Source organism: Streptomyces sp. NPDC018610, from assembly GCF_044391765.1.
GTDB lineage: Bacteria > Actinomycetota > Actinomycetes > Streptomycetales > Streptomycetaceae > Streptomyces.
Genome location: NZ_JBISAL010000004.1, coordinates 21,069 through 41,557, shown reverse-complemented (window position 1 = coordinate 41,557; position 20,489 = coordinate 21,069). Strand labels below are relative to the sequence as shown.

Genomic DNA, 20,489 nt, shown 5'->3' with positions numbered 1-20,489 from the left:
GGCCGCCCGGGGCGCGGCGGGCCTCCTGTCACCCGTGCGGAGCACCCCCGCGGGCCGTGGCGGCGCCTCCCGTACGCCGGTCACCGCGCCGGGCGAGCGGCGTACCGCGCCTCGGCCGACCGGCGGCGGCGGGGTCGGGCCAGGGTTCCCGGGTGCCGACGTACAGCATTGGCCAGGCCGCGCGCCCGCTGAGGGTGAGTCCGGTGACCGTGCGCCGGTCGGCGGACGCGGGGGGACTGCCGTTGCGGCGGGACGGCTCCGGGGACCGGGTGATCGACGGGGCGGGGCTCGCGCGGTTCGCGCGGGGGGCACGGTGAGCGTTCACCGTGCCCCCCGTGCGGCGCGTACGGACCTCGGCGCGCCGCCCGGTCCGCTTCCCTCAGCCGCGCCGAAAGCGCAGCGTCACCAGTTCGAACGGCCTCAGGCGCACGGCGATCCGCTCGCCGTCCCGCTCGGGCGCCGGGGCGTCGGCGAGGGGCCGTTCCAGCAGGTCCGTCGCCGTGACCCCGGCGAACTCGAAGCCGGCCGTCAGCGTGGCCCGGGCCCGGCCGCCGTGCGCCTCGTGGAAGCGGACCACCACGTCACCGCTGCCGTCGTCGGCGAGTTTGACCGCCGTGACGACCACCGCGTCGTCGTCGACCGTCACCAGCGGCGCCACCTCGCCGGCCCCGGTCAGCCGCCGCTCGGGCACGTTGATCCGCCAGCCCTCGCGCACCGCGTCGGCGATGTCCGCGCCGGGCACCAGGGCGTGCCGGAAGCGGTGGACGCCCTGGTCGGTCTCCGGGTCGGGGAAGCGCGGGGCGCGCAGCAGCGAGACCCGGACCGTGGTGGTGGTGCCCCGGTCGCCGTCGGCGCGGACGGTACGGGTCACATCGTGGCCGTACGTCGAGTCGTTGACGAGGGCGACGCCCCAGCCGGGCTCGGCCACGTGCACGAAGCGGTGGTTGCAGGCCTCGAACTTGGCCGCCTCCCAGGAGGTGTTGGTGTGGGTGGGCCGGTGGAAGTGCCCGAACTGGGTCTCGGACGCGTACCGTTCGGCGTGCACGTCGAGCGGGAAGGCGAGCTTGAGGAACTTCTCCGTCTCGTGCCAGTCCACTTCGGTGTCCAGCACCAGCCGCCGCTGTCCGGCGGCGAGCGAGAGCACCTGGGTGACGCGGGAGGAGCCGAAGGACCGTACGATCCGCACCGAGGCGCCGTCCTCGCCGGGCGTGACGGAGTCGGCGTCGGTGAGGTCGGTGACCGTGTTGCGGTAGAACTCGTCCACGTCCCAGGCGTCCCACATGTTCGGGAAGTCGGGGTGGAGCTGGAGGAGGTTGGCGGCCCGGCCGGGGGCGACCGCCTCCCGCTCGGCCTCGATGTCGTACGCCGAGACGACGAGGCCGCGGGCGTCGATCCCGATGCGCAGCAGGCCGTTGTCCAGGACGTGTCCGCCGCCCTCGCGGGGCGTCAGCCGGGTGCGACCCCCGACGGCCGGAGCGCCGGCACCGCCCGCCGGGACGCCGGCGCGGGGGTGCGGGGCCGCGTTGAAGACCATTTCCGTCGTGCCCTCGCCGGCCAGCGCCCGCTGCGCGGCCTCGATGATCACGCCCAGTTCGGCGGCGACGCGGTCGTAGGTGGCGCGGGCCTCGCGGTGCACCCAGGCGATGGACGAGCCGGGCAGGATGTCGTGGAACTGGTGCAGCAGCACCGTCTTCCAGATCCGGTCCAACTCCTCGTAGGGGTACGGGAATCCGCCGCGGACGGCGGCGGTCGCCGCCCACAGCTCCGCCTCGCGCAGGAGGTGCTCGCTGCGCCGGTTGCCCTGCTTGGTCCTCGCCTGGCTGGTGAGGGTGGCGCGGTGCAGTTCGAGGTACAGCTCACCGACCCAGACGGGCGGTTCGGCATACTCGGCCTCGGCCTTGTCGAAGAAGGCGGCCGGGGTCTCCCACACCACCCGCGCCGAGCCCTCCAGGTCGCGCAGCCGGGCCGCCTTGGCGACCATCTCCCGGGTCGTGCCGCCGCCCCCGTCGCCCCAGCCGGTGGGTGCGAGGGAGTGCCTGGCGACGCCCTTGTCCTTGAAGTTGCGGGCGGCGTGGGCGATCTCGGCGCCCTTCATGGAGCAGTTGTAGGTGTCGACGGGCGGGAAGTGGGTGAAGATCCGGGTGCCGTCGATGCCCTCCCACTGGAAGGTGTGGTGCGGGAACTTGTTCGTCTGCGACCAGGAGATCTTCTGCGTCAGCAGCCGCTTGGAGCCCGCCGCCCTGATGATCTGCGGGAGTCCGGCGGCGAAGCCGAAGGTGTCGGGCAGCCAGGCCTCGTCGTTCTCGATGCCGAACTCGTCGAGGAAGAACCGCTTGCCGTGCACGAACTGCCGGGCCATCGCCTCGGAACCGGGCATGTTGGTGTCGGACTCCACCCACATGCCGCCGGCCGGCACGAACCGTCCGTCCGCGACCGCCTTCTTCACCCGCGCCCACACCTCGGGCCGGTGCTCCTTGATCCACGCCCACTGCTGGGCCTGGGACATGGCGAAGACGAAGTCGGGCTCGTCCTCCAGCAGGGCGGTCATGTTGGAGGTCGTGCGGGCCACCTTGCGCACGGTCTCGCGCAGCGGCCACAGCCAGGCCGAGTCGATGTGCGCGTGCCCGACCGCGCTGATCCGGTGCGCGGAGGGCACGGCGGGCGCGGCGAGGACGCCGGCGAGCGTGCCTCGGGCGCGCTCGGCCGTGCCGCCCACGTCCTGGAGGTCCACCAGGTCCAGGGCCCGGTCCACGGCGCGCAGGATCTCGTGGCGGCGCTGGGAGTCGGCGGGCAGCTCGGCCATCAGCTCGCCGAGCACCTCCAGGTCGACGACGAGCTGCCACACGGTCTCGTCGAAGACGGCGAGGTCCATGCGGGTGAGCGTGTACTGCGGCTCGCTGCCCGCGGTGTCCTTGTCGCCGAGCCGGGTGGGCAGGAAGGGGTGGTAGTCGAGGATGACCGGGTTGGAGGCGGCCTCGATGTGCAGGCGCACCTCCTCGCCGCCCGCGACGGGCGCGCCGATCCTGACCCACTGGTTGCGCGGGTTGAGGCCCTTCACGGGGGTGCCGTCGGGCCGGTGGACCAGGCCCTCGCACTGGAAGCCGGGCATGTTCTCGTCGAAGCCGAGGTCGAGCAGGGCCTCCACGGTCTTGCCGGCCCACCGCTCGGGGACGGTCCCGGTGACCCGGAACCAGCTGGTGCCCCACGGAGCACCCCAGCGGGCGCCCGCCTCGATCGGCTCGGGCTCGGCGGCCAGTCCTTCGGCCACCGGCACGGGCTCTCCGGGCGCGTGCCACACGGCCACGTCCAGGGGGACGGACTCGGGGTACACGGCGGGGCGGATGCGCTCGTCGAGGACGCGCTTGAGGCGGGCTTCGACCAGGCTGCGGTCGTCATGCATGCGGGGTGCTCCGTAGGTCGTGCGTCAGCGGGCGGATCGGCGGTCGGTCACCAGGGGTGGGTGAGGGAGGCGGGGGCCGACGAGGTGTACAGCTCCCCCACCGCGCGCACTTCCAACCGTGCGGCGCGCTCGCCGGGCGCGGGGGTGAGGCCGCCGGTGAAGTACGCCCGCTGGCAGGTGCCGCCGAGGAAGCGGCGGGTGCCGTCGGGCAGGACGCGGTGCAGGGTGTAGTGGCGTACCGTGCCGGGCGCCGGGTGGTTCCACGCCAGGCGCAGGTCGCCGCCGGAGGCGGCGGTGATCCGCGCGCCGGTGGGGGCGGCCGGGGTGGTGCGGCGGTCGCGGACGGCGAGGCCGCCGAGCCGCCAGCGCACGGGGCCGCCGCCGGTGGCGGTGAGCCGGACGCCGAGCGCGTGCACGGTCCCGGACAGACCGGTGAGCCGCACGGCCGAGGTCCGCCAGCCGTCGCCGCCGGCGGCGGGCGGTGGGAGGTATACGTACGGCGGTTCGGTCCCGGCCTCCTCCGGTTCGGCGGTCGCCACGGCCAGCTCGACCCGTACGCCGCCCGCGTCCGTGCGGTGGGTCAGTTCGACGACGGTGTCCCGGCCGATCGGCAGCCGGGTGGCGTACAGGTCGAGCACGGCGGGCCGGTCGAGAGCGCCGTCGACGAGCACGCTGCTGCCGCCGCGCCAGGCGTCGGCGAAGTCGAAGGAGACCGCGGGGCGTCGGCCTTCCGTCCGCACGACCCAGCGGCGGGAGGGCAGCCGGTCCTGGAGACCGAGGTGGTTCCAGGGGGTGTCGGAGGCGACCCGGCCGGACTCGTACCAGCGCAGTCCGTGCCCGGTGTTGAAGACGCTGGCGAACGGCAGGGAGGTCACGGTGGAGCGGTCGGCGACGCAGAGGGCGGGCGCGCGCCAGCGGTCGGCGGTGTCGGGGCGGGCCGGGTCGAGGGAGCGGCCGGTCCAGAAGCGGTCGTCGGCGGCGTGGAAGTCCGCCGGGGTGTGCCCGGCGGGCAGGTGGCCGTGGGTCCACTCCGGCCGGTAGAGGCCGAGGGAGGTGGTGTGCGGGGCGTCGGCGGGCACGATCGCGTCCCAGTCGACGAAGGTGTCCGGGCCGTTGGACTCCACGTCGACGCCGGCCCACAACGCGTAGCGGTCGCGGCCGAGTCGTTCGGCCTTCTGCCCGGAGGAGGCGAGCGAGCCAGCGCTCCAGCGGAAGTCGAGGAACATGTCGTCGGCGGCCTGGAACAGGGCCTGGTTCTCGGCGTCGAGCGCGCCCTGCCAGTTGACCGAACCGTTCACGGTCATCGCGTCGTACCAGGTCACCCGCTGTCCCTCGGCCGCGGCGAGGGCCTTGAGTTCCTGGACGAAGCCGAGCATGGCGGCGCCGAGGGCGCTGTCGCCGCCGCCGGTCTCGGCGTTGAGGAACCAGCCGTCGAAGCCGTACGCCGCCGCGACCGCGACAAGTCGCTCGGCGAGCGGGTGGCGCCCCGCGGCGTCCCGCTGCACGAGGTCGCGGGTCCACTGGAGTTGTCCGCCGTAGGCGACGGGCGGCAGGAAGACGTTGCCGAGGACGGGTACGCCGTGCCGGTGGGCGGCGTCCACGATCGGGGCGTTGGGGGCGAGGATCAGGCCCTCGCCCGCCGAGCCGCCCCAGAAGACCAGCTCGTCCAGGTAGGCCCAGTGGGTGAGCGCGTAGTAGTCGGCGGTGGCCGAGCCCTGGGAGGGGTTGCCCGAGGTGGGTCCGAAGGACACCAGGGACTGGACGCGTGCCTGGTCCGTGCGGGCGGTGGCGTTGGCCGGGACCGGGGTGAAGCGGGGGGCGAGCGGGACGGTGGCGGCGTTGAGGGCGAGGTCGGTGTCGGCGGCGGCGCGCCAGCTCTTCAGGCTGCGCCAGGTGATGCCGGCGTCCGGGCTGCCGGCGGGCAGGGAGTCGGGGTACCAGTAGGAGGCGTACGGCTGGAGGGCGGCCGCGGCCTTCGGGGCGGCCGTGGCGGTCGCGGGCAGGGCCGGCAGGAGCGCGGTGGTGGCGGCGGCGAGCAGCACGGTGCGTCTGGTGGGGTTCACGAGCGGGTGCCTCCTTGTGGACGGTGGAGTACCTGGTCGGACGTGACGACCTCGGTGATGCCGCGGGCCGTCAGATGGGCCGGGTCGGCCGCGCGGGTGTCGAGGACGGTGGTGGGGCGGGCGCCGTCGGCGGTCAGCCGGAAGAACGCCTCGAAGACGTCGCCGCCGGGCGCGCAGCGGGAGCGCGCGGCCGGGTCGGAGGGGACGGCGAGGGCGGTGGTGCGCGGGGGCGGGGTGCGGGCGGGGCCGCCGAGGGCGCGGGACAGGGCGTGGGCGATGTCCTTGGGGCGGCGGTCGTTGGTGAGCAGGCCGAGGGTGTATTCCAGTTCGGGGAAGTCGGCCAGTTCGCGGGAGACGTCGTGGGAGCACCACCAGGTGACGCCCCACAGGCCGGGGCAGTCCAGGGCGGCCGCGACGGTGGCCTCGGCGAAGGCGGCCGCGTGCTCGGCGGGGACGAGGGGGGCGGGGGCGCCGACCTCCTGGAGCCAGACCGGGCGGTGCGGGTCGTCGGCCCACGCCTTGCTCAGCTCGATCAGGTAGGCGGCGTGGTGCTCGGCGGCCACGGAGGTGCGGCCGTAGCGCTGGGCGGTGCCGTTGAACACCCAGGAGTGGACGGCGGTGAGCGCGCCGTGCCGGGCGGCCTGGGCCGGGGTGAAGGGCATGTCGTCCTGGTACCAGGTGGCGTCGTACTCGGCGTGCAGGTGCAGCCGGCCGGGGGCGCCGTTCTCGCAGGCGGTGAGCATGCGCTCCAGCCAGGCGTCGACCTGGTCGCAGGTGGCCGGGTCGGGGTCGGGATGGGGGGCGGCGGAGAACTGGTTGATCTCGTTGCCGAGGGTCATGCCGAGGAAGTTGGGCCGGTCGGCGAGGGCGGCGGCCAGGGTGCGCAGGTAGGCGGCCTGGCCGTCGAGGACCGCGGGGTCGGTGAACAGGTTGCGGCGGTGCCAGGTGCGGGTCCAGGCGGGCAGGAAGTCGAAGCTGGACAGGTGGCCCTGGAGGCCGTCCACGTTGACGTCGAGGCCGCGTTCGCCGGCCGCGTCGACGAGTCGCACCAGTTGTTCCACGGCGCTCGGGCGGATGAGCGCGCGGTCGGGCTGGAAGTAGGGCCACAGCGGGAAGACGCGGACGTGGTCGGCTCCGAGTGCGGCGATGGAGTCGAGGTCGGCGCGTACGGCGTCGAGGTCGAAGTCGAGCCAGTGGTGGAACCAGCCCTGGCTCGGGGTGTAGTTGACGCCGAAGCGCACGGCAGAAGGCATGCGGGGGTCCTTGCGGGGTCGGGTACGGGGTTCGGCCCTTGGGCCGCTCGCGCCCGCGGCCCGGGGCGGCGGCCTGCGGGTCATCCCTTGACGGCGCCCTCGCCGACCCCGCGGAAGAAGAAGCGCTGGAGGCAGGCGAAGAGGGCGATCAGCGGCGCCACGGCGATGACGGTGCCCGCGGCGACGAGCCGTTCGTCGTCGGCGAAGGTGCCGTGCAGGTAGTTGAGGCCGATGGTCAGGGTGAACCGGGAGGGGTCGCTGAGCACGATGAGCGGCCACAGGAAGTCGTCCCAGGCGCCCATGAAGGCGAAGATCGCCACCACGGCGAGGGTGCCCTTGACCGAGGGCAGCGCGATGCGCAGGAACCGCTGCCAGACGTCCGCGCCGTCGACGTAGGCGGCCTCCTCGATCTCGTAGGGCAGGTTGAGGAAGGCGTTGCGCATCAGCAGGACGTTCAGGGAGGCGACGGCGCCGGGCAGGAGGACGCCGACGAGCGTGTTGTTCAGGCCCAGTTCCCGCATGGTGGTGAACTGGGCGATGATGATGCCCTCGGCGGGCACCAGCATCGCCAGCACGAAGACCAGGGTGGCGGCCCGGCGGCCCCGGTAGCGCAGCCGGGCCAGGGCGTAGCCGGCGAGGGCGGCGCCGACGCAGTTGGTGACGACGTTGGCGGCGGCGACCTTCAGGGAGTTGAGGGCGTAGTCCCACACCGGGATGGTGTCGGCGACCCGCTCGTAGTTGTGCAGCGTGGGGTGGGCGGGCAGGAACGACGGCGGGGAGTTGAAGATGTCCTCGGTGGGGCCCTTGAGCGAGGTGGACAACTGCCACAGGAACGGGCCGACGGTCAGGGCGAGGACGGCGAGCAGCAGCACGTAGCGCAGGACCAGCTCCCACACCCGGATGCGGCGGCCGTTCTCGTCGGTGAGGCGGGGTCCGCGGGCCGGGGCCGGGGTCGCCGGCGGCTTCGCGGCCTGGGTGTCGACGGTGCTCACGACTCCTCCTTCCGGTCGGCGCGCAGCACGAGCAGCATCAGGATCACGGTGATGACGAAGACGACGAGGGAGAGTGCGGAGGCGTAGCCGACCCGGCCGGACAGGCCGGTGCCGGTGCGCTGGATGAGCATGACCAGGGTGGTGTCCTCGCCGGCCGGGCCGCCGCTGGGGCCCGCCATCAGGTAGACCTCGGAGAACACCTTGAAGGCGGCGACCGAGGAGAGCGCGGCGACCAGGACCATGGTGGAGCGGACGGCGGGCACGGTGACGGTCAGGAAGCGGCGCACCGCGCCCGCGCCGTCCACGGCGGCGGCCTCGTGCAGCTCGCGCGGCACGTTGGCGAGGGCCGCCAGGTAGACGATCATGTAGTAGCCGAGGCCCTTCCAGACCGTGACGGCCATGGCGCTGAGCAGCAGCAGCCACTGGTCGCTGAGGAAGCCGACCTTGCCCACCCCGACCATGTCCAGGAGCGAGTTCACCAGGCCGCGTTCGTCCAGCAGCCACACCCAGATCAGGCCGACCACGACGATCGAGGCGACGACCGGCGTGTAGAAGGCGGACCGGAAGAAGGTGATGCCGGGGATGTTCTTCTGCACCAGAAGGGCGAGCAGCAGCGGCAGGACCACCAGGGCCGGGACGACGCCGGCCATGTAGAGCACGCTGTTGCGCAGGCCGGTCCAGAACGCGTCGTCGTGCAGCAGTTCGCGGAAGTTGGCGAGCCCGACGAAGTGGCCCGGGAGCAGGGTGCGGCGGTCGGTGAAGGCGTTGATCACCGTGGAGACGAACGGGTACAGGACGAAGGCGCCGGTCACCAGCAGTCCGGGGGCGGCGAACAGCCATGGGCTGGTGGGCAGTTGGCGCCGTATCCGGGTTGCCGGCCGCCGTCCGGCCGGGCGGCGGCCGGGCTGCCGGGCCGGACGCGCAGGGCGCGTCCGGGAGACGGTCGAGGTGGGCACGGTGCGTTATCCCTGCTGCTTCAGAAGCTGGTCACAGGCCTTGACAGCGTTGTCGAGGGCGTCCTTGGGGCTCTGCTTGCCCTGCAGCGCCTTGGCGACCTCGTTGCGCAGCGCGGTCTTCATCTGCTCGCTGAACAGCACGGGCGTGTAGTTGACCGCGTTCTTCAGTGACTTGGCGGAGGCGATGCGGACCCGGGCGACGTCGGTGCCGTCCTCCTTGGTGAAGTACGGGTCGTCCAGCGAGCCGGCGGTGCTCGGGAAGATGGCGACCTTCTTGGCGAAGGACATCTGGTGCTCGGCGTCGGTGACGTAGTGCGCGAAGGCGACGGCGGCGGGGGTGCGCTTGGTCTTCGCGTTCACCATCAGGCCCATCACGTACATGTTGACGTGACCGGTGCTCGTGATCTGGTCGGTGATGCCGATGTTCCTGTACAGGTTCGGCGCCTGCTTCTTGAAGTTGTCCAGGTCCAGGGCGCTGCCGGGGTTCATGGCGACGGCGCCGGTGAGGAACTTCTTGCCCGTCGACTCGGGGGTGGCGGTGAGCGCCTGCGGGTCGAGGGCCTTGGCGTCGTACAACTGCTTGTACTTGGTGAGGAGTTCGACGCCCTTGGCGTCGTTGAAGGCGAAGCCGGTGCCGTCCTGGTCCATCAGGGTGGAGCCGTAGCGGCCGAAGTCCTCGATGGTGGGCACGTTGGCGAGGGTGGCGACCTTGCCGCCGGACTTCCGTGCCATCCGGAGGGCGTCGGTGAAGAGTTCGTCGTACGTCTTCGGCGGCTTCGAGGCGTCGAGGCCGGCCTGCTCGAAGAGGGTCTTGTTGTAGAACAGCGGGCCGGTGTTGAGGTACCAGGGGAAGGCGAATGTGCCGCTCATGCCGGGGACCTGGTGGCTGGCCCAGGCGCCGGGCAGGTATTCGCCCTTGTACGGGGCGGCGGCCTTGTCGAGGTCCATCGCCAGACCCGCCTGGGCGAGCGGAGCGACCAGGTCCGGGGAGACGTTGACGACGTCGGGCAGGGTGCCGCCGGCCGCGTCCGCGCTGATCTTGTCGGCGTAGCCCTCGGCGGGCTGGTCGACCCACTTGACGTGGGCGCCCGGGTACTTCTTCTCGAAGTCCGCGATCAGGCCCTCGAAGTAGTCCTTGAAGTTGGCGCGCAGGTTCCAGGTCTCGAAGGTGATGTCGCCCTCGACCTTGCCGGAGGCGTCCGTCGAGCCCCCGCCGTCGTCGGAGGAGCCGCAGGCGCTCAGCGGCAGGACGAGGGCGGTGACGGCGGCTGCGGCAAGCGCTCTGCGGGACATGGGCACGGTGACACGGCTCCCTTGCGGCGTCGGCTGAGGGGTTTCGGCAGTGACGATGCACGCCGGATTCAGGGAAAGTCAACGGATGGAGCGCAGCTAAAGCGATTAGTAGAGCGAAGTGGCAGGTCAGGGCGGTTCGTGAGGGGGCTTGCCAGACTGACTAATGCGCTTTAGCCTTCTTCTACTCAAGCGCTTTAGCGATCACCGCGGGGAAATGAGGGCGACCATGCCGGCCAAGCGGTCACCGGCGCGCCGGCCGACCATGAAGGACATCGCGCGCCGCGCCGGTGTCTCCGAGAGCGCGGTCTCCTTCGCGCTCAACGGCCGGCCGGGTGTCTCCGAGGTCACCCGCGACCGGGTGCGCCGGGTCGCCGAGCAGCTCGGCTGGCGGCCCAGCACGGCGGCCCGCGCGCTGTCCGGGGAGGGTGCGGCCACGATCGGTCTCGTGCTGGCCCGGCCCGCGGACACGCTCGGCGTGGACTCCTTCTTCCTCCAACTGGTCTCCGGCATCCAGCAGGTGCTGGCGGAGCGTCATCTCGGGCTGCTGTTCCAGGTGGTGGAGGACCTCGCCGACGAGTGCGCGGTCTACCGCAGGTGGTGGGCCGAGCACCGGGTGGACGGCGTCCTCGTGGTGGACCCGCGCACCGACGACCCGCGCCCTGACCTGCTCGACGAACTCGGCCTGCCCGCCGTGGTGATCGGCGGCGCGCCGGACGAGCGGCACCCGGGCCTTTCCACGGTGTGGGCCGACGACGCGGCCGCGATGGCGTCCGTGGTGGACGGTCTGCACGCGCTCGGCCACCGGCGGATCGTGCACATCGCGGGGCTGTCCGGCCTCGCCCACACCCAGCGCCGGATCCGGACGCTGCGCGCCGAGGCCGCCCGCCGCGGGCTGACCGGCGTGGAGTCGGTGACCACCGACTACTCCGACGCGGAGGGAGCCGCCGTCACCCGCCGTGTCCTCTCCTCCGCCGCTCCCCCGACGGCCCTCATCTACGACAACGACGTGATGGCCCTCGCGGGCGTCGCCACCGCCGCCGAACTCGGCTTCCGCGTCCCGGCGGACGTGTCGGTGGTGGCCTGGGAGGACTCCGCCCTGTGCCGCATGGTCAGGCCGTGGCTGTCCGCCCTGTCCCGTGACAGTGTCGAGTTCGGCCGCACCGCGGCACGGGAGCTGACCGCGCTCCTCGACGGCGGCCCGGCCCGGACCGTACGGGTGCCGGTGCCCCGGCTGATCGAACGGGAGAGCACCGGGGCGGCACGGGGCGCGTGACACATCCCTCACCGGTCCGCCGCCGAAAGGGGTGGACCCGCCGCCTCGTGCGAGATGATCGTGGACGCCATGGACCATCGACACCTGCCGCCGGGTGAGCCCGCCGGCCCGGCCGGACCCGGCACCGACGACCGTTCGCGCGAGGGCGGGCCGCCGGGGCCGGGCGCGGGCGCGCGTGCGCGGCAGGAGACGAGGGGGGCGAGCACGGGCGGGGAGAGCGCCGAGGTCCGTCGTTTCCGGGACGAGCTCGGGCTTCCCGGCCTGATCGACGTCCACACCCACTTCATGCCCGAACGCGTCCTGCACAAGGTCTGGGACTACTTCGACGCGCGGGGCCCGCTGACCGGCGGGCTGGCGTGGCCCATCAGGTACCGGCGGCAGGAAGCCGAACGGGCCGCGCTGCTGCGGGAATTCGGCGTACGGGCCTTCACCTCGATGCTCTACCCCCACAAGCCGCAGATGGCCCGGTGGCTGAACGAGTGGGCCGCCGACTTCGCCCGCCGGACCCCCGACTGCCTGCACACGGCCACCCTCTATCCGGAGCCGGGCGTCGAGACGTACGTCCGCGAGGCCGTCGAGGCGGGCGCGCGCGTGTTCAAGGCCCATGTGCAGGTGGGGGCGTACGACCCGGCCGACGAGCTGCTCCAGCCGGCGTGGGGCCTGCTGGCCGAGGCGCGGATCCCCGTGGTGATGCACTGCGGCTCCGGGCCCGCGCCCGGCGAGCACACCGGCCCCGAGCCGGTCGCCCGCGTGCTGGCCCGGCACCCGCGACTGCGGCTGATCGTCGCCCACATGGGCATGCCCGAGTACGAGGACTTCCTCGGCCTCGCCGAGAGGCACGGGAGCGTACGGCTGGACACCACGATGGCGTTCACCGACTTCACCGAGGGTTTCATGCCGTTCCCCCGCCGGGCCCTGCCCCGGCTCGCCGCCCTCGGTGACCGCGTCCTGCTCGGCTCCGACTTCCCCAACCTGCCCTACCCCTACGCGCACCAGCTCCACGCCCTGGAGCGGCTGGACCTCGGGCCGCAGTGGCTGCGATCGGTGTGCCACGACAACGCGGCCGAGCTGTTCGGGGTGTGAGGGCGGGCGCCGGACGGCGGACGTCCGGCGAGCGGACATGCGGTCGGGCCGCCTGGCCGGATCTCCGCGGGCGCCGGACCTCCGGCGCGGGCGAGCCCGGCGCTCGCGGGACGGCCGCGCGGGGAGGAGCCTGGGGCGTGAGAGCGGCACGGCTCCCGGAAGACGAGATCGGCGGGGTCCACCGGTTCCGGGCGCGGGGGCGGGGTATGCCTGGGCGGACGGCCCCGACCGGGGTCGTCCCCGCCGGAAGGGACCGGGTCATGGATGGTTGGTACGTGGACGACCGGTGCGTCAACTGCGACGTCGCGCGGCAGTTCGCACCTGGGCTGATCGACGAGTCGCACGGCAGGTCGCGCGTGTCGAGGCAGCCGGTCGACGAGGCGGAGACGAGACGCCTGCACGCCGCCGCCTTCGCCTGCCCCACCCGCTCGGTGCGCACAGACTCCGGAGAGCCGGACCCCGCGCTGGACCCCTTCCCGCTGGCCCTGGACGACGACGTGCTGATCTGCGGGCACAACTCCCGGCACACCGCCGGAGCCAATTCCTACCTGCTGACGCGGCCGACCGGCACGGCCATGATGATCGACACACCCCGCTGGAGCCCCGCCCTGGCCGAGCGGTACGCGGCCCCGGCGCCCGTCACCGACGTGCTCCTCACCCACCGTGACCACGCCGCGCACGGCCGCCGTTACGCGGACCACTTCGGCGCCCGGCTGTGGATCCACGAGGGGGACCTCGACGCCGCACCGGACGCGGACCGGGTGATCCACGGCCCGGAGGCCATGGAGGTCGGCGAGGGCGTCACCGCCCATCCGGTGCCCGGTCACACCCTGGGCAGTGTGCTCTACGTCGCGGACGACCGGTACTGCTTCAGCGGCGACAGCTTCTACTGGTCCCGCGCGAGCGGCGATCTGGAGGTCGTGCAGAGCGTGACGTGGTACTCCATCGAGGAACTGGCCGCGTCCCTCGCCAGGGTGGCCGGACGGCTGCGCTTCGAGTGGGTCCTGCCGGGCCACGGCGACCGCCGCCGGCTGCCCGCCGAGGAGATGTCCCGGCGGCTGCGGGACCTGGCGCGCCGCACCGGGCTGCTGCGGCCCCGGCCGGTCGACTTCACCGCCGTCCGCTGGTGACCGACACGGTCGGTGTCCGGCGGCATGGCCGGTGCTCGACCGCTGGGGCCGTCCCACGGCTCGGCGGTCACGGCTCGGCGGTCACGGCTCGGCGGTCACGGCTCGGCGGTCACGCGGCTCGCTCGGCGGTCACGGGGCGCGCCCGCCGTGCCGTGGGCCGGTGGCCTACCGCCCGGTGCCGACCGGCTCCGCGAGGCCGAGTTCACGCTCGCCGAGAGGCGCGAAGAAGCGCTCGACGTCCGTGTCGGTCACCTCCTCCGGCGTCGACGGCGACCAGCGCGGCCTGCGGTCCTTGTCGACGACCTGGGCGCGGATGCCCTCCACCAGGTCACGGGTGGCCAGGGCCGCGCAGGAGACGCGGTACTCCTGGTCGAGGACCCGCTCCAGCGAGCCGAGCCGACGGGCGCGGCGCAGGGCGGCGAGGGTGACCTTCAGCGCGGTCGGCGACCGGGTGAGCAGGGTCTCGGCCGCCTCCTTGGCCGCCGGGTCACCGTGGGCGAACAGCCGGCGCACGATCTCCTCGACCGTGCCGGCCGCGTAGCAGGCGTCGATCCACTCGCGCCGCTCGGCCGTCTCCCCCGGCGGCGCCTTCCGCGCGTGCCGGCCGACCGCCTCCGGCACCGGCAGTATGGAGAGGTCGTCGACGAACGGCCCGAGTGCGGCGGACGGGACGTAGTGGTCGGCCAGGGAGCAGAGCAGGGCGTCCGCGGCGCCGATCTGTTCGCCCGTCAGGGCGAGGTGGGTGCCCAGTTCGCCGGGGATCCGGGAGAGCAGGTGGGTGCCGCCGACGTCGGGGACGAAGCCGATCCCGGTCTCGGGCATGGCGATCCTGGAGCGTTCGGTGACGACGCGGACGCTGCCGTGCGCGGAGAGGCCGACGCCGCCGCCCATCACGATGCCGTCCATGACGGCCACGTACGGCTTGGGATAGCGGGCGATGCGGGCGTTGAGGCGGTACTCGTCACGCCAGAAGGCCGCCGAGGCGGTGCCGTCGCCGTCGCGGGCGTCGTCGTGGATGGCGCGGATGTCACCGCCCGCGCACAGACCGCGCTCCCCCGCGCCGGTGACGACGACGACCTCGACGGCCGGGTCGTGCTCCCATGCGGTGAGCGCCTCCTCGATGCGGAGCACCATCGCGTGGTCGAGGGCGTTGAGCGCCTTGGGGCGGTTCAGGACGACATGGGCGGCCCGTCCGCTCGTGTGCAGCAGGACCCGGTCCTCGGCGTCGCCGGTCATCCGGACACCTCCGTCATGCCGCGGGCCGCGATGACGCGCATCATCTCGTCGGTTCCTTCCAGGATCCGGTGAACGCGCAGGTCCTTGGGGTACACAGCGGCTTCCCTCACCGTGGATCTCTCACTGGATCTTGGACGCGACTATATAGTCGGACGTCCTAGTAATCCAGGGCCGAAGATCGCGCGAGAGTGGCGCCACCGCCGCCACGCGCCGTCGGCGCCCGGGACCGCGCCGGTCGCGCTCAGCCGCCCACAAGGACCGGCCCGCCTCACACCCGCCGAGCCGATGCGCTGCGGCCCCCTGCGCCCGCGGAGCCGGCGCGCTCCGGTCTCCGCACCCCTCGAGCCGGCGCGCGCCTCAGACCCCTGCACCCACCGAGCCGGTGCGCCCCAGGCCCTCCCGCCCCCGGGCCGGCGCTCTCCCGGACACTCCACCCCGCCGGTTCCACGGCCACCTCTCACTACGAGCGAAACCCGCCCACACCACCCCGTTAGCATGTTCGAACCCATGACGACCGACCTGAACACCCGTCCTTCGCCGGAAAACACGCCATCCAGCGCCATAAGTGACCTATTTGTCCAACATCTACCAAATGGGCCAGTCAATTGAAAAACATACCGACACGAATAGCGTCCAGACCTGACGCCGGCCCTCCGAGCTCCCCGTGGCGTCAGCCGCGAACGGTTCTGTGGGGCGCGGTGGGTGTGGCGACGCTCGGATTCCTCATCGCGCTGGAATGCGCCGCGCGCCACTACGGCCTGCCGGGGCCGATCACCAACCAGGCACGAGAGGTGATCTTCGTTCCGGCTTCCGGGCCGCTGCTGTACGCCGGTCTGGCGCTGACGATGGTGGTGCTCACCTGGCGGCAACGGCTGATCGCGGCCTGCGCCGCGGTCGGCATCGACGTCGTCTTCTTCCTGGTGCGCTGGGCGGCCGGCTCTGAACTCGAATTCGGCAACGGCGCGCTGTGGGTGATCCTGGGCTGTGCGGTCATCGCCGTCACCCGCCGTACCGGCGCGGAGCGCGCGCTGCTGCTCAAGGGCGTCGGGCTGGGCCTGCTGCTGGTGGCCGGGCACAAGACGGGCGACACCTGGCTGCTGATCACGTCCAAGACCCGCCCCGAGGTGCTCGACCCGTACGTGGCGACCACCGATCACGCGCTGGGCAATCCGTCGTGGCTGGTCGGCCAGTTCGTGGAGGCCACCGGGTCGTTCGGCTCCACCTTCCTCCACCTCGTCTACGGCCAGCTCCCGCTGGCGGCCGCCATCGTCGGGCTGTACCAGCTGCGGCACGTGGCGGACGAGCGCCGCTTCCCGGCCCATCACCTGGTGCGCACCTTCCTGGTCGTGGGTCTGGTCGGGCCGGCCATCTACATGATCTTCCCGGTCGTCGGCCCGGTCTTCGCCTACGGCGCCGAGGGCGGCCACTGGGCGACGGCGAACGTGTGGCCGGACACGCTGCCGTCGGTCGGCGGCCCGCACCCGATCCTGTTCGACGGGGTCACCCCGCGCAACTGCATGCCGAGCCTTCACACGGCGTGGGCCACCACGCTCTTCATCCACTCCCGCAAGGGCTCCCGGGCGATGCGGTTCGCCGGCGCGTTCTGGCTGGTCGCCACCCTCACCGCGACGCTGGGCTTCGGCTACCACTACGGCGCCGACCTCCTCGCCGGCGTGGTGTTCGCGCTCACCATCGAGGCGGCGATGCGCTCGTTCGCGCGCGGCTGGGACCGGTCGGCCGTCCAGCTGGTCGCCTACGGCACGGCGGTCTTCACCCTGCTCCTGGTGTCGTACCGCTTCCTGTCGGAGCCGATGGCCGGGCACCCGTGGGCGTTCGGACCGCTGCTCGTCCTGGTGACGGCGTCGGTGGTGCTCGGCTACCTCCGGACCACCAGGCAGTGGGACCCCAAGGCCGACCCGGCGCCGCGACCGGAACCGCAGTCCACCGAGCCGCAGCCCGAGCTCGCCTGAGGCGTCGCGCGCCGGGCCGTGGACGAGGGTTCGCGGCGGGGCCGGAACCGCCGGGCACGGGCCGGCGCCGGCCTCCGGCGAGGCCGCGCGAACGGGACGGCGGCGCGCCCCGCGGGCCCGCCGGGTCATGGCGCGGGCACTCCGCGGCCGGTCCGCCCGTCCGCACGCGGTGGTGCCGGACAAGGCATGCGGGGTGGCGTGGGGGGCGCGGAGGCCGTGCGACGACGGCTCCCCGGCCCACGGCGTCCGGAGGCTGTTCGCGCTGCGCGGTCGACGGCCGTCGGTCGGCCTCGGTCGGCGCGCCTCGGTCGGCGGCCTTCGGGCCGCGGGTCGAGGGAGCGTCGGTCGCCGGCAGTAGGTCTGTCGCCCGATGCGGGCCTCCGGCCCGCTCGTTAGGGTCGGTGCTCATGACGACCACGGGAATCGTCCGTCGCCGGGCGGCGGAGCGCAGGCGCGACACTCTTGAACGGCTCTCCTCCGAGCGGGACGTGTGGGTGTCCACGGCGCATCCCGAACACGGACCGCACCAGGTGCCGTTGTGGTTCCTGTGGGACGGACACGCGGTGTGGATGTGCACCGGCGCCGCCTCGGCGACGGTACGGAACCTCCGCGCGGAGCCGCGTGTGCGCCTGGCGCTGCCGGACGCCCTCGACGTGGTGCTCCTCCAGGGGGAGGCGGAGTGCTTCGCCGACCGGGAGGTGCCCGACGACGCGGCGAAGGCGTACACCGCCAAGTTCGGGTGGGACCCGCGCACGGAGGAGGACCCCTTCGTGTACGTCCGCGTGACGCCGAGGACCGTACGTGCCTGGCGCGGCGAGCCGGAGCTGCGCGGCAGGGTCGTCATGCGCGACGGCAGCTGGGTCCGGTAGCGGGCGTACGCCCTGGCCGTACACGGCAACGACGGTGCGGGGAAGGTAGGTTGGCGGAATGACCCCTGTGCCGGTGATTCTGCTGCTGTCGGGAAGCCTGCGAACCGGTTCCGCCAACGAGGCCGTTCTGCGGACCGCGCGGGACGTGGCCCCCTCCGTGCCGGCGCGCGCCGTGCTGTACGACGGCCTGGCGGGGCTCCCGCACTTCAACCCCGACGACGACACCGCCCCGTTGCCGCCTCCGGTGGCAGAACTGCGGGCGGCCGTCGACGAGGCGGCGGGGATCCTCGTCTGCGCGCCGGAGTACGCGGGCACCCTCCCCGGCGCGTTCAAGAACCTGCTCGACTGGACGGTCGGCGGGACCGAGATCTGCGACAAGCCGGTCGCCTGGGTCAACGCGGCGGCTCCGGGCCGGGGCCTGGGCGCGCAGGCGACGCTGCGGACGGTGCTGGGCTACACCGGAGCCCACATCGTGGAGGCCGCGTGCGCGGCGATCCCGGTGGACCGCGGGTCGATCGGCGGTGACGGTCTCGTCGACGACCCGGAGATCCGTCGGCGACTGGTCGAGGTGCTAAGGCTGCTGGCGGCGGCGTCCGGGGCCCGGGACGCCGGTGCGGGCGTGAGTGCGGGTCCCGCCGACGGACGGTGAGGGCGTGGCGCGGGCGGGCCCGGCCGACGCGCGACCCCACCGTGTCGCGGAGGCCCCGGACTCGGCCCCGCGGCCGGCGTCCGGCTGGGCCCCGCGTCGATCGTCCGGCCCGGCCCCTTCCGCGAACGCGGTGACGAGCAGGGCCAGGGCGGCCGTGTACGTCACCATGACCGTGACGTCCCGTCCCGTGAAGTCGAGCCCCGCGGCGCCGAGTCCGACGAGCAGGTCGGAGACGACGAACACCGCCCCTCCCCAGGCCGCCCCGGTCCCCAGCACCCGGGCGCTCAACGCCATCGTGAGCAGTGCGAGGCCGTAGCAGGCCACCGCGACGCCCGTCACCGGCCCGAGCGCGGGGGCCATGGCCGCGACGGCGGCCGCCCACACGGCGAGGTGCACGGCGCACAGCACCCGGCGCCCGCGCAGATACGGCCACGCTCCGGCCCGCGAGAACGCCGCCGTCCAGCACAGCTGCGCACCCAGGAAGAACGCGAGACCGGCGGCGAACGCCGCGGGGCCGGGCAGCAGCAGCGCCACGTCCCCGGCGGCGGCGAGAGCGAGTCCGGCCAGGACCGGCACGTGTGCCGTGCCGGTCCGCCGCCACAGGTGCACGGCGAGGACCGGTGCCAGCAGCGGCTTGGTGAGCCACTCCAGGACCGGCCATCCCGCCGTGACGCCGGCGATGTCGAGGGCGGCCGGCGCGGCGAAGACCGCGATCAGAGGCGGCACTTCAGCCCTCCGCCCTGGGCTGCCAGCCGGGCGGCCCGAACAGGTGCCCGACGCGGTCGCGCCAGCGCCGGGCCGCGCGGACGTCGCGCCAGGCGGCCGCGTACTCGTGGAAGGCGACCCGCAGCGGGTTGTAGGTGGCGATGTTCTTCGTCAGGCCGTACACCACCCGCTCGCCCTCCGGTTCGAAGGTGCCGAGGAGCCGGTCCCAGACGATGAGGATGCCGCCGTAGTTGCGGTCCAGGTACACGTTGTTGGAGCCGTGGTGGACACGGTGGTGGGAGGGGGTGTTGAAGACCCACTCCACCGGCCGCCACAGCCTGTCCACCCGCTCGGTGTGCAGGAGGAACTGGTAGACGAGGCTGACGGCCTGCTCCAGCAGGATCATCCACGGCGGTACGCCGAGCAGCGCCAGCGGCAGCCAGAACGGCAGGGTCGTCATCGGCGTCCAGCTCTGCCGCAGGGCGGTGGAGAGGTTGAAGCGGACGCTGGAGTGGTGGACCACATGGCTCGCCCACAACACCCGTACCCGGTGGTGGGCGCGATGGAAGACGTAGTACGCCAGGTCGTCGGCGAAGAACAGCAGCACCCACGTCCATCCGGAGGAGGGCGACAGGCGCCAGGGAGCGACGGTGAACAGGGCCGCGTACAGCAGGACCGTCACCGCCTTCCAGGGGACCGCGACGACCTGGCTGCCGGCGCCCATGGACATGCTCGTCACGGTGTCGCGCAGTTCGTAGCCGCGTTCGTCGTCGTCCGGCAGGAAGCGGTAGGACAGCGCCTCGACGACGACCAGGAGCACGAACGCGGGTATCGCGTAGACCACGGCCGGTATCACGTCAGCGCACCGCCTTCCGGAGTGTGAAGGGCACGCTGCGCGAGAGCAGTTCGCGCGCCAGGTCCTCGGCCGCCCGCGCCTCGCGGGCCGCGATGTGCTCGGCGAGCCGCAGATGGGCCTCGACGTCGAGGAGTTCGGCGGCCCGCAGGTCCTCGGGCACGTCGGCGACCGGGAGGGCGCCGCCCACCAGGCTGTTGAACGCCAGCAGATAGGCCAGGTTCCCCGCCCCCTCCACGATCAGCCGCCACCAGGCGATGTCCGCCGCGCCCAGTTCGGCCAGGTCGGGGCCGCTGTCCGCATACCGGTCCGCGGCCCTGACGATCTCCGCCGCGTCCTGGTCGGAGCACCGGATCGCGCACAGCCGGGCGGCGTCCGCGCCGATGCACGCCCGCATCTCCAGGGCGTCCCGGGCGAGGTCCCGCGTCGAGGGGCCCTCACCCGCCGCCGCGATGCCCATCGCCAGGTCGAGCCCGGCCGTGCGCCGCCAGTCCAGGACCAGGGTCCGGCCGCCGTGGCTGACGTCGACGAGCCGGGCCTGCTGGAGGCGTTTGACGGCCTCCCTGACGGCATGTCGGTTCACCCCGAACTCGGCCGCCAGGTCCCGTTCGGCGGTGAGCGGGGAGCCCGGCGGCAGTCGGCCGCCGAGGATCCTGTCCCGCAGCAGGGCGTAGAGCTGGTCGGAGACCGCCTCCCGCCGGATGGTTCGCGCAGTCATGGCGGACAGAGTCCGCCACACCGCCCCACTGGTCAACTGGTTGGAC

Annotated in this window: 16 protein-coding genes; 6 read left to right on the top strand and 10 right to left on the bottom strand. The window is 73.3% G+C overall.

The features are described 5' to 3' along the window. Positions 1–379 precede the first annotated feature (379 nt). From ACH5A8_RS12040 to ACH5A8_RS12015, 6 genes are all read right to left on the bottom strand, one after another. Positions 380–3,400: an alpha-mannosidase gene (locus ACH5A8_RS12040; protein ID WP_399000738.1), complete on the bottom strand. Its 3,021-nt coding sequence runs from the start codon at positions 3,398–3,400 to the stop codon at positions 380–382. Positions 3,401–3,447: 47 nt separating this feature from the next. Then, on the bottom strand, positions 3,448–5,463 hold the full coding sequence (locus ACH5A8_RS12035; RefSeq protein ID WP_399000737.1) for an endo-beta-N-acetylglucosaminidase: 2,016 nt from the start codon (positions 5,461–5,463) through the stop codon (positions 3,448–3,450). Further along, positions 5,460–6,716 carry a glycosyl hydrolase gene (locus ACH5A8_RS12030; RefSeq protein WP_399000735.1) on the bottom strand — a complete coding sequence of 419 codons (1,257 nt, stop codon included), beginning with the start codon at positions 6,714–6,716 and terminating at the stop codon, positions 5,460–5,462. The genes ACH5A8_RS12035 and ACH5A8_RS12030 overlap by 4 nt, the downstream gene beginning before the upstream one ends. Positions 6,717–6,796: 80 nt before the next feature. Beyond that, entirely contained in the window at positions 6,797–7,708 is a 912-nt protein-coding gene (locus ACH5A8_RS12025; protein WP_399000733.1) for a carbohydrate ABC transporter permease, read from the bottom strand. Then, entirely contained in the window at positions 7,705–8,664 is a 960-nt protein-coding gene (locus ACH5A8_RS12020; protein ID WP_399000731.1) for a carbohydrate ABC transporter permease, read from the bottom strand. The genes ACH5A8_RS12025 and ACH5A8_RS12020 overlap by 4 nt, the downstream gene beginning before the upstream one ends. 6 nt (positions 8,665–8,670) lie before the next feature. Next, positions 8,671–9,963, bottom strand: coding sequence for an ABC transporter substrate-binding protein (locus ACH5A8_RS12015; protein ID WP_399000729.1), 1,293 nt, complete (start codon positions 9,961–9,963; stop codon positions 8,671–8,673). A gap of 220 nt (positions 9,964–10,183) precedes the next feature. Here ACH5A8_RS12015 and ACH5A8_RS12010 point away from each other — a divergent pair, with 220 nt between their 5' ends. The 3 genes from ACH5A8_RS12010 (at position 10,184) to ACH5A8_RS12000 (ending at position 13,443) form a co-directional block, all read left to right on the top strand. Beyond that, a complete protein-coding gene (locus tag ACH5A8_RS12010; protein ID WP_399000727.1) occupies positions 10,184–11,230 on the top strand; it encodes a LacI family DNA-binding transcriptional regulator in 1,047 nt (348 codons plus the stop codon). A gap of 69 nt (positions 11,231–11,299) precedes the next feature. Continuing rightward, positions 11,300–12,313 (top strand): amidohydrolase family protein, encoded by a 1,014-nt coding sequence (locus tag ACH5A8_RS12005; RefSeq protein ID WP_399000725.1) that lies wholly within the window; start codon positions 11,300–11,302, stop codon positions 12,311–12,313. A gap of 260 nt (positions 12,314–12,573) precedes the next feature. Continuing rightward, on the top strand, positions 12,574–13,443 hold the full coding sequence (locus ACH5A8_RS12000) for a 4Fe-4S domain-containing protein (protein ID WP_399000723.1): 870 nt from the start codon (positions 12,574–12,576) through the stop codon (positions 13,441–13,443). A gap of 165 nt (positions 13,444–13,608) precedes the next feature. Here ACH5A8_RS12000 and ACH5A8_RS11995 read toward each other — a convergent pair whose 3' ends face one another. Beyond that, entirely contained in the window at positions 13,609–14,679 is a 1,071-nt protein-coding gene (locus ACH5A8_RS11995) for an enoyl-CoA hydratase/isomerase family protein (protein WP_399000722.1), read from the bottom strand. A gap of 626 nt (positions 14,680–15,305) precedes the next feature. Here ACH5A8_RS11995 and ACH5A8_RS11990 point away from each other — a divergent pair. The 3 genes from ACH5A8_RS11990 to ACH5A8_RS11980 all read left to right on the top strand — a co-directional run bounded on the left by ACH5A8_RS11990 (position 15,306) and on the right by ACH5A8_RS11980 (position 18,167). Further along, positions 15,306–16,649 carry a phosphatase PAP2 family protein gene (locus tag ACH5A8_RS11990; RefSeq protein WP_399001470.1) on the top strand — a complete coding sequence of 448 codons (1,344 nt, stop codon included), beginning with the start codon at positions 15,306–15,308 and terminating at the stop codon, positions 16,647–16,649. Positions 16,650–17,056: 407 nt separating this feature from the next. Then, positions 17,057–17,518: a pyridoxamine 5'-phosphate oxidase family protein gene (locus ACH5A8_RS11985; protein WP_399000720.1), complete on the top strand. Its 462-nt coding sequence runs from the start codon at positions 17,057–17,059 to the stop codon at positions 17,516–17,518. 58 nt (positions 17,519–17,576) lie between these two features. Then, the gene (locus ACH5A8_RS11980; RefSeq protein ID WP_399000718.1) at positions 17,577–18,167 is read left to right on the top strand and encodes an NADPH-dependent FMN reductase; all 591 of its coding nucleotides are present in this window, start codon (positions 17,577–17,579) and stop codon (positions 18,165–18,167) included. Here ACH5A8_RS11980 and ACH5A8_RS11975 read toward each other — a convergent pair. From ACH5A8_RS11975 to ACH5A8_RS11965, 3 genes are read right to left on the bottom strand one after another with little or no spacing between them, the layout of a single operon-like run. After that, positions 18,090–18,893 carry a lysoplasmalogenase family protein gene (locus ACH5A8_RS11975; protein WP_399000717.1) on the bottom strand — a complete coding sequence of 268 codons (804 nt, stop codon included), beginning with the start codon at positions 18,891–18,893 and terminating at the stop codon, positions 18,090–18,092. The genes ACH5A8_RS11980 and ACH5A8_RS11975 overlap by 78 nt on opposite strands. A gap of 1 nt (position 18,894) precedes the next feature. Next, positions 18,895–19,728 carry a sterol desaturase family protein gene (locus ACH5A8_RS11970; RefSeq protein ID WP_399000715.1) on the bottom strand — a complete coding sequence of 278 codons (834 nt, stop codon included), beginning with the start codon at positions 19,726–19,728 and terminating at the stop codon, positions 18,895–18,897. A 1-nt stretch (position 19,729) separates the two neighbouring features. Continuing rightward, on the bottom strand, positions 19,730–20,443 hold the full coding sequence (locus tag ACH5A8_RS11965; RefSeq protein ID WP_399000713.1) for a FadR/GntR family transcriptional regulator: 714 nt from the start codon (positions 20,441–20,443) through the stop codon (positions 19,730–19,732). Between the last annotated feature and the right edge of the window lie 46 nt (positions 20,444–20,489).